We start from the raw sequence: 13,074 nt of genomic DNA, 5'->3' as shown, positions 1-13,074 counted from the left end.
ATGCGACGGCTCAGCTGGCCGAGCGGCGGCGATGGCGGCGTTCGGCGAGTTCGTCGACGTGCGTCTCGGTCGCGCCGATCGTCACCAGGTTGTCTTCGACCTCACGCAGCACCTTGCCGACGGCGATGCCGAACACCCCCTGGCCCCGACTCACCAAGTCGATGACCTCGTCGTTCGAGGTGCAGAGGTACACGCCGCCGCCGTCGCTCATCAGCGTGATCTGCGTCATGTCTTGAATGCCCGCATCGCGCAGCTGCTCGACTGCGACGCGGATCTGCTGCAACGAGATGCCCGTGTCGAGCAGACGCTTCACCAGCTTGAGCGTGAGGATGTCGCGAAAGCCGTACAGACGCTGTGTGCCAGACCCGTGTGCGCCACGAATCGTGGGCTTCACCAAGCCCGTGCGGGCCCAGTAATCGAGCTGTCGATAGCTGATGCCGGCGGCATTCGCTGCGACGGCACCACGGTAACCACGGTCTCGGTCGAGCCCGGGAATGCCATCGGTGAACAGCACGTCAGAGAGTTCAGGGTCGTCGACTGACGAAAGCTGCGCATCCGGCATATCTGGGTGCTGTTCATCAGTCATGAACGACTCCTTCGAGGGGGCTGTGACGACCGCAGCTTGTGCGCGATCTGTGAGTCACATTACCAGCCGCACCCCGCTCGAAGACTGAAGACGAGGCTTTCTCGTCGGCGTGTCGAAGTCTCAACGTTCACGTGAGACTTGAATCAGCTGTCGAGCTGTTGAACCGCTCGCTCCAGTAGTGTGCGTTTCAGGTCAACAAGGGCCTCGACCACCTCGGCGGTGACGTTCGCCGCCTGGGCACGAGCCTCCGGAACATCACGACGAAAGCCACTGATCGCGCCCTCGACGAGCCCGATCTCACGATCGGTCGAGGCCTTCACGCCTCGCAGATGTCTGGGTTCGATGCCGCGCTCTTTGAGTGAGACCAACAGTGTCAGCACTTCGCGAGCCTTCTGGTCGAAGCGCGACCCGGTGGGCAGCAGACCGACCGAGACCGCGTCGCGCACCAGCTGGGCGTCGGCGTGTGTGATCTCGATGAGCTCAGCTCGCGAGTACGCCTGCTGGTCGGCCTGGTGGTCGAGTGCGCTGAGCGGATGCGCGATACCCGGAAGCATCGGAGACTCCCCCGCATCGATCTCGTCGACGTACTGACGGATGACTTTGAGCGGCAGGTAGTGATCGCGCTGCAGGCTCAGCACCAAGCGCAGACGGTCGACGTCTGCGGGGCCGAACTTGCGGTACCCGGATTCGGTGCGCTGCGGCGAGACCAGACCGCGTTCTTCGAGAAAGCGGAGCTTCGACGGGGTGACGTCGGGAAACTCTGAGACCAGTCGAGTGAGCACCTGGCCGATGCTCAACAGCTTCTGAGCGTCATCGACTGACTCGGATGCTGCCTGTGCAGCCGCCGAGTGGTCGATGTGCCTGCGTGCTGCCTGTCCCATCAGCCGTTCTCGCCTGTGAGCAGATCGCGACGTGACGGGTAGTAAGTGAGTCGGAACTTGCCGATCTGCACTTCTGCGCCGTCTTCGAGATGTGCACTCTCGATGCGAGTGCCGTTGAGGTACGTGCCGTTCAGCGACCCGAGGTCGACGACGTCGTAGCCGACGGCGGCACCGGTGCCTGTGCGACGGAACTCCGCATGACGACGCGACACGGTCACGTCGTCGAGGAAGATGTCGGCGTGCGGGTGACGGCCGACCGTCACCACGTCGGAGTCAAGCAGAAAACGTGACCCGACATTGGGCCCTTGGCGCACGATCAGCAGTGCCGACCCGGCAGGCAGCGAGGCGATGGCCTCGAGCTCTTCGGTGCCGACGCCAATCTGAATCGCCCCAGTCGCAAGCAGCTTCTGCGCGAACGTGCCAGTGAAGGTGAGGGTCTCATCTTCGGTCGAGAGATTCACGACCGGCTGCACTCGCGTGGCCGGCTCTTGGGGATCATTCTCGGGATGCTGCTGCCCCAGATCTTGGTCTGCGCTCATTCATCCCTCCTCTCAACACAATCTGGTGACCACTTTAGTCGATCAATGAAAGGTGTGGGCGCGGCGTGTCGTGCCGATTCACGCGCTCTCAGGCATGTGCGTACCGATGCACCTGTGCGCATGTGTATTATGGGTGAGGTTGTCCAAGAAATGGACGACGGGCTGTGGCGCAGTTTGGTAGCGCACTTGACTGGGGGTCAAGGGGTCGCAGGTTCAAATCCTGTCAGCCCGACACACAGAACGCCCCGTGCCCTTGTAAACACAAGGTACGGGGCGTTTTCTCGTTAACCGGTCAACCCGTGTTCAGCCACCTCGGAGGTGATCTGGGGGGGGTGATGACTCTTGACTGCCCCACATCTCCCGCCCCCCTTGCCCATCCTCTTACGACGCCTCGACCGCCAGTTCACCAACGTCAGGTGCCCACGCTGGCCGGCTTTGAACCTGCGGGCGCGCGCCGACCGCATTATCAACAGCACCATCACAGCGAGAGCTGTCCCCCCCCCCCCCCCCGACGGGAGCACGGCATGCGGGGCGACCTGGTCATCACCCTGCGCAACGACCGATGCCTCCGCACTGGCAGCTCATGGGCCAGGAATAGTGACCGTTGGCTGGTCACGAAGCTACACAAGGACGAGTCGGCGACTTCCTGGCCGTGCCCGCCGTCCAAGCCATTGGGCGCCTCGACCTAGGCTACGCCGTCACCTCATACCGGGCACAGGGCCTCACGGTCGATACCTCGCACGTTCTGGTCGACACGAGCATGACCCTCGAGAACCTGTACGTCACGCTCACCCGAGGACGAGACGCGAACCTCACCTACGTCACCATCGACAAGCCCGACGATGCCCATGACGGCCCGCACCCCGGAGACAACACCGAAGCCACCACCCGATCGGTGCTGTTCGGGGTCTTACAACAAACACGTCGGCGCCGAACTCTCCGCCCACGAGACCATCAGCGTCGAGCAGGAAGCATGGGCCAACATCGGACAGCTCGCCGCCGAATACGAAACACTGGCCGCCGCCGCGCAACACGACAGGTGGGCACACCTCGTCCGTGCCTCAGGACTCACCGACGAGGAAGCCAAAGACACCATCACCTCACCCGCCTTCAGCGCCCTAGCCGCAGAACTCCGCCGCGCCGAGGCCAACCACCACGACATTGAGACGCTGCTGCCATGCCTCGTACGAGCCCGCGGATTCACGGACGCCGACGACATCACTGCCGTCCTTCCACTACCGCGTCACCCGCGCCACGACGAAACCAGCTGGTTCCGGGCGCGCTCGGAAGGCACCACGCCTGATCGCCAGGCTCATCCTCGAGGTAACCGGCACCATGAGCGCCGAGTTCCGCCAAGCGCTCACCGAACGACGCGACCTGATCGAGGCTCGCTCAGTCGCGCTTCTCGACACCGCGCTCACCGAGAACCAAAAGGGCTGACAACCCTCGGCATCCCGCCGAAGGAAACCCGCGCCGCAGCCGCCTGGCTGCAGGCTGCCCGCACTGTGGCCGCCTATCGAGACCGCTACGACATCATCGACACCACGCCTCTCGGAGCCCCCGCCGAGAACGACGCGCAGAATATCGACGCGGCCAGGGCACGCGCGGTGCTCGACCGCGCACGGACCCTTGCAGTCGCCGAACAGCACGTACAGGAACTCCGACACCAGACCAGGTCCGGGCGGGGCGGGCCGACGCTGTAGCGGTTCGACTACTCGGTCCGATCCGGTGGTTGGATCATCCGTACGTTCGAGATTCCGCCCTGGTTCACGCAATCCTGGGCTAGGTCGTGAACGCGCCAGTAGAAGTCAAGGTCGGCAGCCGCCGCGTCCACGGTGCTCTCGACAGGTATGTAGCGGTGCAGCGGCGTGGAGACACCGCCGTAAGAGTGACCGAAGTCGTCCACCGTCAGGATCGTCAGAGGTCCTGAGCCGGTCCACTCGATCCCGACGCGCACCTCGTACTCGTCGTTTCCCGTCGCGGCGGCGGTCGCTCGGATCAGCGCCATCAGATCGGCGACGCCGCACTCGACCGCGTCCGACTGGACCTGCGATCCCTCGAAGTACCCGTCGCTACTCATGCGGTGGCCGCCGATTGCGGCTGCGAGCGTGACTGATCCGTCGTGGTGGAGACTCGCCCATGCTTCTTTCCACAGTGATCGGTCACCTGTTGCAGTGTTGACGGCGACCCAGCGGCGCAGCCCCGGTCGCGGGTTGTGCCGGTCGACGTTCTCCATCGGGTGCACACCGCCACGTCCGGCGTAGAGCAAGGCGAGGCCTTCGGCCTTGTTCAGCACGTCGCGGGCGCCGTCGCGGGTGAAGCGGTTGTGGAGTTGAGGGACGCGTGGGTGGGCGACAGCGATCAGCCAGGCGCGTTCACTCGAGGTCCGCCCGCCCGCGGTCTCGGCATACAGGTTGTCGAGCGCTTCGCTGGCATGGCGTCGCTCATCGAAGCGAGCTCGGTACATCGCCTCGATCTGACGTTCCTTCATCCACACGGTGTCGGAGTCGTTGCGCACCGGCGCGCCGAAGTAGTCGTTACGGTAGATCAGGTGCGGCCCGTCGACGCTTGCCGGCACCTCCACAACGACAGCGCGAGCACCCTCAGCTCCGAGACGGTGCACGTTAAGGCCGAAAACAGGCGGGGAGATAGCGGTGATCGCTGCGGAGCGCAGGGACCGCTCGTACGCTTCATCGAACTCTCCGACGTCGACCCGCCCTGTCGCGGCCTTCTGCGACTCGCGTACTCCGAACACGATGACGCCACCGCCGCTATTCGCCATCGCTGCGACGTCCTTGGGGAAATCCGTTTGCGGTAGGCCCTTCGCCGGCGGCAGCTCCGACTTCCAGTCCAGATCGTTCGTCTCCACGACACCGCTGCTCACCGCGGCCTCCAGCAGCTCGTCCGTCAGCGAACCAGGAGCGCCCCCGAGGGCGCGATGCAAGGCGGTGAAAATCATGACCCCAGCATACGGATCACGTGTGACAACCGGCGGTGCCGCCGACCAGTGGCTACCTACAGAGCGTGCCCCTGCCAGTGAGCAGGTCGAGCGATGCTCAGTGCACGCTCGAATGCCTGCCCCACCCCCTGAGGGCGGGCCGAGGAGGGCCGTGACAGCGGCGGTGTCCGTGACGAGAAATGCGACGCCTTAGCGCAAGAGCCGGCACGTGCCGGAGCTGGCGGCACTGGTCACAGGGCCAGGCACGGCGCCCACCGAGCGGCCGAGCCGCGCGGCACGTGCAGCGACGTTGGGGGAACCGGACCAGTAGCCCACCCTCCACGACGATGGTCGCCGCGGAGAGGGCACCCCGGATGCGATTGTGCGCGAGGAACCGCCACTTGGTCGGCGCGGAACCGGGGCGCCATCTCACTGGCCAGCAATCCAACGTCTCGGACTCGTTCCAGCAGCGCGCGGTTCCCGGGACGGGTAAAGGCGATCCAGACCACCCACCACCACGGCGAGAGTCTACCCACCAGGGACGAGCGCGGCTCTGTGTGCGGCGGCATCGATGCTATGGGCGCCACCAGCCACGATAATCTGCTCCGCGTCGGCTGGACTGGAGGTCAACTCTGTCGTGACATGCTCGCCGTAGCTGGTTGCGGCGCGTGTCCCGGTGACGCTCACGCGATCCTTAGACGGGTCAGCGGGGAACGATGGCGCTCCGCGCGTTCACAACGCCGTCGGCGCACAATCGCCCAGGCCGTTCAGTGCGGCTGGCCAGTCGCGGTCGCCTGGCACAAGCACCGTCAGTCCGAAGCGGTCGGTCCGGGTGAGTACTCGCTCGAGCGTCACCACGTCCAGTCGCGGGGCGATCATCTTGCGCCAGAGCTCGCCTTCGACGGGATCGACGACCTTCGAGCTAGCCGCGAGGCGGATGGTCTCGACAGCGCCTCCAGCTGTCAGTATGCGACCGGTCATCGAGTCGTCCGGCTCCAACACCGCAGCCAACGCGACCCGAGCCGCGCGCTCATCCTTCGCGAGAGAAGTGACCGTGACCATACCCGGCTCCAAGATCGTGTACTAGGTAGGCGCGCGCAGACGCTCCGGGGCTGCTGGCGCACCTGTTACGCAGTCCGCCTGGTGGTGGCAGACTCTTCCTTGAACTAGCGTCCGCTCGCGGGCAGGATTTCTGGGCCACTCTCTACGCACAGTCTCGTCACCTGGCCATGCCATGAGAGGACATCGCCATGGTCCGCCTGCTCTGGGGCCTGAGCACTCACACCCGCTACTACTTGAGGCGCTACCTGCCCACCAACATCGCACTCGACGCGATCTGCACCGGCCGTGGTCTGAAATGGGGCCTCCCCGCGATACTCCTCACCGCGCCATACCGGCTCGCCGCGAACTATTGCACCACCCTGATCGAAGACGGCGGCCCAGGCTGGCTCACTTTTCTCATGTTCCTGTTTGTGATGGTGCGCTGCAACGGTGACTAGGTGTTTGACCGGACCGGTTCAGCGAAGCCGTTAGGTACTGGTATGCCCCGTAGAGACTGCTGCGAACTCGCGCAGTCCAGCTTCAAGAAGACGGAGGAGAAGCCGGTGCGGCTTCCTCCACGCAGTGGGTCGCTAAGCGCTGATGGCAAGCGGGGCTGAGCCCGCTCGCGATCAGCGGACCGGGGCTTCGAGACTGGTGGGATCAACAAAGAGCGCCAGGCCAGCCCTCCCCATCTCGAACCGCTGCTGAACATCACCGAACTCACTGACTACCCCGGCGTGCCCGTCTCCACCGTCTACGATTGGCTTACCAACGGCAATGGCCCGCGCGCCTCCCGCTTCGGCAAGCGCATCATTTTCGGTATCACCGACATCCGCGCCTGGATGGACACCATGCGCGAGCCCGCCACCCCGTCCGGCGCTGCGACGTTTCCCGGCGCGGGGAGGCCGCGTGTGGGTAGGCCCCGCACACCCGGTACCTCGGGATCATCGTCACCCGTGCGCAGCCCAACGGCAGCGACGTGGTCGGCGCCAGGTACCGGGACTGGGACAGCAGCAGCCGGCTCGTCCAAGCCGCAGGTCCCACACGGGCAACGGCAGAGCGTAAACTGATACAGAAGTTCGCTGAACACTCCCTCTACCATCCAGGGTTCAGCGGCATGAGCACCGACAGTCTCTTCCCGGAACTTGTCGCCTACTGGCTCGAAGACATGGAAATCGAAGACCGCGTCACACGAACCACCAGGAACTTGTACGAGCGTGACATGCGCACTCTTGTCCTCCCAGCTTTCAAGGACCTCACGCTTCGAGAGATCGGGGTTGCACACTGCGACTACGTCCTCAAGCAACTTGCCGGATGCAGCTACAGCCGGGCCAAGCACGCCCGCGTCGTCCTGCTCCTCGCCCTCGCGCTGGCTATTCGCCACGAGTTCCTGCCCCGCACCCCAATGAACCACGTCCCCCGGCTGCATCGGAAGAGGACCGTCCCTGCCGCGTTCACCATCGGCAAGGTGTAGGAGATCCGTACAGCGATCAAGGAATTGGATTCACGGCGGATACTGGCGAGGCCGAAGCAGGACCGGCCGCTCGGGCAGATCGCCGAGGTCATGCTCGGCACCTCCGCTCGCATCGGCAAAATCCTCGCCATCCGCCTCCAAGACCTTGATCTGGATGGCCCGACCCGACGGTGCGGATCGCCGGGACGATCATCCGAAGACGCACCGCTCGGTTCGCCGCGTTCCACTGCCATCATTCGCGTCGCAGGCGATCCGATCGCGCCTCATCCGTACCGGCGACACCGACCCCGCCGTGCTCCTGTTCAGCACGCGAGTGGGCACACCACACAATGAACAACATCCGCCGGCTCCTGCGCGACGTGATGGACGCGACCGGGATTAAGAATAAGAACGTGACCCCGCACCGCTTCTACCGGACCGTCGCTACCGTCATCAACGATCCACAAGGCATCCTCCTCGCCTCCGAGCTCCTCGGGCACGCAGACCCGCGAACACAATACAGCACTACATCCAGCGCAACGAGACCGTGAACCCTGTCACGGCTGAGCATCTCGATCGCGCGTTCGGGAAGACCAGATGAGTGCCGCTTTGGTCGTCACAGGTATTCTCTTCTCGACGTTAACCTCCGCCATAATTGCCACATGGATATAGACGCGGTGAAAACGCTGCCACTAGCCGATCAGATGACGTTCTTGCGGGGTCGTATCCTCGGAGAATCGTTAAGTATGGAAGCCGTCGCACGTTACGTGTATGTGAGACTGAGCGGCGGCTCCAATCTGGAGGAAGCGCTTGATACGCCCCAACAGTTCAAGAAGCTGGCGGTGGATTGCGCCAATTTCGTCTCCAGCAGCGAACGCCTCAGCAAACGGATCAAGCCCCTCGCGATGACTGTAATCGAGAATGCAGCAGTACTCTACGAGCGGCGCAACAGGTTCGTGCATGATGCGCTCCGGCACGATCTCATTTCGGAGGAGCGCTGGGCTCGATTCAAGCTCTGGCGCCGAAAGGGTGAGAAGGGCGAACCTCTGCCGTCTCCTGAGCCGGTTTCGTCCGAGGAAATGATCGATCTCGTGTTCGACCTGATACGGGAGACATGGCGACTGCGAGGATTGCTCTGGTCCTTGATCGGTACCTCGCAGGAGGTCTCTCCGTTCCTAACACACGCGTTCGACCCGCAATGGGATGGCTCAATCAACATCGTGAACGACGGCCCAGGAGAACTGCCCCAACGGTAGGCGTTGTGGAGCGTCCAGCGACAGCGATAGCGACGGGCCCGAGGCGCTGCGGCTCGGCCTGGGGTTGCCTGCTGCGCGGGCTCGGAGGCGGTGTCTGCCTCCGTTGCTACACTATGTTGTAGGCGTCAGCGAGAGGTTGCGGAAAGATGGCGGAACACGAGGTCATTGCTACCGACGAGGCGGCAGCTCTTCTTCGAGTCAGCACCAAAACTGTCCTGTGTCTCGCCAACTCGGGAGCGCTCCCAGGAGAAAATGTCGGACGAGCGTGGCGCTTCCTCCGGACCGATGTCCTTTCGTACGTCCTCGGAGCGGACACTCAACGTGGGCAGAAGGGAGGGAACGCGTGAGCGGAGACCTGGCAGAGGAGGAGGGGTCGACGAGCGCGGGGCCCCACATGCCCACGCCGACTGTCATTGACTTCTTTTCCGGTTGCGGAGGAACTAGCACTGGCCTTCGCGACGCTGGTATGAGAATCGCCGCTGCAGTCGACTTTGACTCCGCGGCGTCCGCTACTTACCGGGCCAACTTCCCCGAAGCAGAATTCCACGAAGTCGACATTCGTATACTTGCTCATGACGCCTTCGATCATCTAGTACCTCACGATGCACCGCTGGTTTTTTCCGCTTGCGCTCCGTGTCAACCGTACAGTTCGATGCGTCCGACCGCTTCACGGGCCCGTCCCCGAGAGCGATCATTGCTACTCACTCTCATACCATTCATGGATCGACTCATACCCGACGTGCTCATCGTTGAAAACGTTCCAGGGCTACAGAAGATTCCAGGTGGTTCGACTTGGAATCGTTTCCTTCGATACCTCGCACGTGCCGGTTATTCAACTCGGTGGGAGGTAATCGACTGTCGTGACTACGGTGTGCCGCAAAGACGCAAGCGTCTGGTCTTGCTGGCGTCCCGGCATGGAGAAATCGACTTGCCCACCCCAACACACGGAGGTAATCGACGACCCTACTCAACGGTGCGGGATTGGATTGGATCACTACCCGCTATTCAGGCCGGCGAGACATACGCGGACGACCCGCTCCACCGTTCGGGGGCGCTCGGGGATCTCAACATGCGTCGAATCATGGCGCTCTCAGAAGGTGGAAGTCGGTCGGAATGGCCTGACGACTTGTGGCTCGAGTGTCATCGGAATAGCAAGGGCCATCAGGATGCCTATGGCCGAATGAGGTACGACGACACAGCCCCAGTCCTTACAACGAAGTGCACAGACATCACCAACGGCAGATATGGGCATCCGACCCAGCATCGCGCTATCAGCGCACGCGAGGCCGCTTTGTTGCAGACGTTCCCCCTGGAGTACAAGTTTCTGGGTAGCTTGAAGTCCGTAACAAAGCAGATCGGGAACGCAGTTCCCGTGCTTGTCGCGAAAGCAATGGGTGACCATATCGTCGAGCACTTGAACGACGCCGGAATTGATAGTGATGGCTGAGTTCAAGACAAGCGCGCGCGCCGTCGATATGCTGGGGAGGCAACAGATTGCTGGTATCCCAAGTGCAATCAGCGAACTTTTTAAGAATGCTCACGACGCATATGCCGCGAGAGCAGAAGCCGACTTCATACGGTTCAAAGATGCTTTTGTCATCAGGGATGACGGGGACGGCATGTCCCGTGCGGACTTCGAAGGTCGGTGGCTCACGCTTGGAACCTCGTCCAAGTCGGTGCAGGGTTCGGCGTCCCGAAATCATGCAGGTCCCCGAAGAGCAATCTTGGGTGAGAAGGGAATCGGCCGCCTAGCGATTGCTGCAATCGGACCGCAGACACTGGTCGTGACGAAAGCACACGGGCATCCTCGTGTTGTCTCACTCATTCATTGGGGAGTTTTCGAGCTTGCGCACGCTGGCTTGGACGAGCTAGTGGTACCCGTTGAGGAGCTGTCGGAGGGTGAGGCCCTCGATGTGCGCAAGATGGGGGAAAGGATCCTGTCCAACCTCCGTGAGCTCATAACAGAAGACGACGAAGGCCTCTACGAACGGATCGAACTAGATGTCTCACGTTGGCGCGAAACGGACCTTGTCGAGTTAGCTAACATGGCTGGCTTTGATCTAACGTCGTTCGACTCTGGTACTGCGTTCGTGATCTTGCCGACATCGCCGGACCTGGAGGCAGACCTAGAGCCACAGACACCCAAGGAAGCGGCTCCGCTCCTTCGCACCCTAATTGGCTTCGCAAACACCATGACTCCGGGCCATAGCGCCCCCGAGCTGCGCACAGTGTTTCGAGATCATCGCGCTCCAGACAACATTAGCGACCTGATCGAGGAGCAGGAGTTCTTCACCGTGAATGAGTTCCTGAACGCCGACCATCACTTCCAGGGACAGTTTGACGAGTACGGACAGTTCTCTGGAACGGTCTCAATTTTCGGCGGTGAGCCGGTAACATTCCCGCTTGCCTGGAACGCTGCCCGTGGCACCAAGACCCAATGTGGTCCGTTCAAGTTGAACCTCGCCTACATCCAAGGTCGGGCTAAACAGTCTCGACTTGAGCCCAACGACTACTTCCTGATCACTGAAAAACTCGACCGCTACGGCGGGCTCTATATTTATCGAGACGGAATCAGAGTCCTGCCATACGGTGACAGTAGGTTTGACTGGCTTGACGTAGAGCTACGGCGAACTAAATCGGCCTCGGACCACTTCTTCTCCTATCGACGGATGTTCGGTGCAGTAGAGATATCACGTGAGAACAACAGCCGCTTGCGAGAAAAGGCCGGGCGTGAGGGCTTCGCGACCAACGAGGCCTATCGACAATTCCGCGCCATTCTCCAGAACTTCTTGCTCCAGGTCGCTTCAGAGTTCTTCCGCGAGGGCGGCGCTCAAGCCGAAATGTACGAAGACGGACGCATCGCCAACGAGCGGATGGAGAAGGCTCGACGCGCACGAAGCAAGCAGGTTCGTGCACGCCGCTCGGAGTATAGTGCCGCGTTGGACCGTTTTTTTGACGCCGTTGACACACGACGCCCTGAGACACGAGTGGCTGAGATCCAAGCGGACATCGTCTCCGCGATCGACACGGCGAAACGCGACCGTGACCCTTCAACTGGCGCCGACCGGCTGGTTCGCGCTGAGTTGGCTGCTCAAGTGAAGCTTCGGGAACTGGCCTCGGACCTCCAGGTCAAGCGGCCCCGTGGCGTAGCGCTGAGCGCCGAATTGAGTCGTCGCTCAGCGGCATACGAAGCCGCTCGTTTCGAAGTGTTGACCTCGGTAGTTGAGCCAGCGGAACGTGAGATCGAGTCGACCCTAGGTCAGGCAGGTCTTGCCCTTGATGCAGCGCTGCACCGGAGGCTCCGCTTTGACCAGGCCGTAGACCAGGCGGTTTCAGACGCTCGGACTCTTGTGGGCGAGGCGAGACAGGACCTGACCAGACGGGCGAACGACACCGGCGACCGTGCGAAGGACGCCGTCAGAGTTGCTCACCGGGCTCTTGAGGACGCTGCTGTTGGGGTTCTTCAGGAGGCCAGCAAGACCGACGTCTCGGGCATCACCGACGAGTCTTTCACTCTACTTCGGAACTCCCTCGAAGGACGAGTGCGCAGCGTCGCGGCCGCCCAAGCGGAAGAACTTACCGCGATCACGGACCAGTTGAGGGCTGTGGCTTGGTCGTCGCAGGACGATGCGATCGACGAGGTTTCCTTGGTTGACCAAGTCGAGCAGCTAGAGGCCCGCGTCGAAGCGCTTACAGATCGCGCGGCGCAAGACTTCGAACTTGTACAGATCGGCATGGCGGTCAACATCGTGACGCACGAGTTCGAGAACAGTGTCAAGTCTGTACGAGACAATCTCCGACGACTTCGGTCGTGGGCACAACAGAATGCAGGGCTGCGACCCTTGTATTCGGACTTGAGAGTTTCCTTCGACCATCTCGACGGATACCTAAAACTCTTCACGCCACTTCATCGCCGACTCTATCGCGAGCCTGTTGAAATTCGAGGTGTGGACGTTCAGCGATACCTTCATGATGTTTTCGATAAGCGCCTAAACGATCAAGAGGTCGCACTAGAGGTTTCGGATTCGTTCGAGAGTATGCGTGTTCGCATGTACCCATCGACCCTTTACCCGGTGATAGTCAACTTGATTGATAATGCTATCTACTGGCTCGACCGGTACGCGGGCGATCGAGTGATCTATCTCGACAAGGTTCCCGGCCTAATCACTGTCACGGATTCCGGGCCCGGGATCAGCGTGGGTGATGAGGAGGCCATCTTTGAGCAGGGGTTCTCTAAGAAGCCGGCAGGGTCGGGGTATGGGTTGTTCGTCGCGCGTGAGGTTTTGCGGAGAGATGGTGCGGATATTTCGCTCGCTGCTCCAGCTGCGGACCGCGGCGCTCGGTTCGATATAGTCCTCCCTGATGAGAGCGAAGGTTGAG

Annotated in this window: 13 protein-coding genes and 1 tRNA gene; 8 read left to right on the top strand and 6 right to left on the bottom strand. The window is 62.0% G+C overall.

Going from position 1 to position 13,074, the window contains the following annotated elements; all coding sequences use genetic code 11:
* Nucleotides 1–10: 10 nt before the first annotated feature.
* The 3 genes from F8O08_RS06340 to F8O08_RS06330 form a co-directional block, all read right to left on the bottom strand.
* Nucleotides 11–562, bottom strand: coding sequence for a MerR family transcriptional regulator (locus tag F8O08_RS06340; protein WP_158031866.1), 552 nt, complete (start codon nucleotides 560–562; stop codon nucleotides 11–13).
* 167 nt (nucleotides 563–729) lie between these two features.
* Nucleotides 730–1,467, bottom strand: coding sequence for a MerR family transcriptional regulator (locus F8O08_RS06335; protein WP_158042869.1), 738 nt, complete (start codon nucleotides 1,465–1,467; stop codon nucleotides 730–732).
* Nucleotides 1,467–2,006 carry an FHA domain-containing protein gene (locus tag F8O08_RS06330; protein ID WP_158031634.1) on the bottom strand — a complete coding sequence of 180 codons (540 nt, stop codon included), beginning with the start codon at nucleotides 2,004–2,006 and terminating at the stop codon, nucleotides 1,467–1,469. Before F8O08_RS06330 ends, F8O08_RS06335 begins: the two co-directional genes overlap by 1 nt.
* Nucleotides 2,007–2,164: 158 nt before the next feature.
* On the opposite strand from F8O08_RS06330, the gene F8O08_RS06325 reads away from it, so the two are divergent.
* Nucleotides 2,165–2,238, top strand: a tRNA-Pro gene (locus tag F8O08_RS06325).
* 616 nt (nucleotides 2,239–2,854) lie between these two features.
* Nucleotides 2,855–3,709 (top strand): hypothetical protein, encoded by an 855-nt coding sequence (locus F8O08_RS06320; RefSeq protein ID WP_158042868.1) that lies wholly within the window; start codon nucleotides 2,855–2,857, stop codon nucleotides 3,707–3,709.
* 8 nt (nucleotides 3,710–3,717) lie between these two features.
* On the opposite strand, the gene F8O08_RS06315 is transcribed toward F8O08_RS06320, so the two are convergent.
* From F8O08_RS06315 to F8O08_RS06305, 3 genes are all read right to left on the bottom strand, one after another.
* On the bottom strand, nucleotides 3,718–4,965 hold the full coding sequence (locus F8O08_RS06315) for a helix-turn-helix domain-containing protein (RefSeq protein WP_158042867.1): 1,248 nt from the start codon (nucleotides 4,963–4,965) through the stop codon (nucleotides 3,718–3,720).
* A gap of 507 nt (nucleotides 4,966–5,472) precedes the next feature.
* Nucleotides 5,473–5,631, bottom strand: a complete 159-nt coding sequence (locus F8O08_RS11115) for a DNA-processing protein DprA (protein WP_158042866.1) — start codon at nucleotides 5,629–5,631, stop codon at nucleotides 5,473–5,475.
* Between the two features lie 45 nt (nucleotides 5,632–5,676).
* On the bottom strand, nucleotides 5,677–6,006 hold the full coding sequence (locus F8O08_RS06305; RefSeq protein ID WP_158042865.1) for a hypothetical protein: 330 nt from the start codon (nucleotides 6,004–6,006) through the stop codon (nucleotides 5,677–5,679).
* Between the two features lie 188 nt (nucleotides 6,007–6,194).
* On the opposite strand from F8O08_RS06305, the gene F8O08_RS06300 reads away from it, so the two are divergent.
* The 6 genes from F8O08_RS06300 to F8O08_RS06270 all read left to right on the top strand — a co-directional run bounded on the left by F8O08_RS06300 (nucleotide 6,195) and on the right by F8O08_RS06270 (nucleotide 13,073).
* Entirely contained in the window at nucleotides 6,195–6,443 is a 249-nt protein-coding gene (locus tag F8O08_RS06300) for a hypothetical protein (RefSeq protein WP_158042864.1), read from the top strand.
* Nucleotides 6,444–7,102: 659 nt separating this feature from the next.
* On the top strand, nucleotides 7,103–7,459 hold the full coding sequence (locus tag F8O08_RS10980) for a hypothetical protein (RefSeq protein ID WP_225733591.1): 357 nt from the start codon (nucleotides 7,103–7,105) through the stop codon (nucleotides 7,457–7,459).
* 641 nt (nucleotides 7,460–8,100) lie between these two features.
* Nucleotides 8,101–8,694, top strand: a complete 594-nt coding sequence (locus F8O08_RS06285; protein ID WP_158042863.1) for a hypothetical protein — start codon at nucleotides 8,101–8,103, stop codon at nucleotides 8,692–8,694.
* A 146-nt stretch (nucleotides 8,695–8,840) separates the two neighbouring features.
* A complete protein-coding gene (locus F8O08_RS06280) occupies nucleotides 8,841–9,041 on the top strand; it encodes a helix-turn-helix domain-containing protein (RefSeq protein ID WP_158042862.1) in 201 nt (66 codons plus the stop codon).
* 47 nt (nucleotides 9,042–9,088) lie between these two features.
* Nucleotides 9,089–10,141, top strand: a complete 1,053-nt coding sequence (locus F8O08_RS11110) for a DNA cytosine methyltransferase (protein ID WP_158043016.1) — start codon at nucleotides 9,089–9,091, stop codon at nucleotides 10,139–10,141.
* Complete coding sequence (locus tag F8O08_RS06270) at nucleotides 10,134–13,073, top strand: ATP-binding protein (RefSeq protein WP_158042861.1); 2,940 nt, start codon at nucleotides 10,134–10,136, stop codon at nucleotides 13,071–13,073. The genes F8O08_RS11110 and F8O08_RS06270 overlap by 8 nt, the downstream gene beginning before the upstream one ends.
* Nucleotide 13,074: the final 1 nt, after the last annotated feature.

This window comes from Pseudoclavibacter sp. CFCC 13611 (genome assembly GCF_008831225.1).
In the GTDB taxonomy this organism is placed as follows: domain Bacteria; phylum Actinomycetota; class Actinomycetes; order Actinomycetales; family Microbacteriaceae; genus Pseudoclavibacter_A.
The sequence above is the reverse complement of the archived record's forward strand: the minus strand, read 5'-3'. Positions and strand labels throughout refer to the sequence as shown.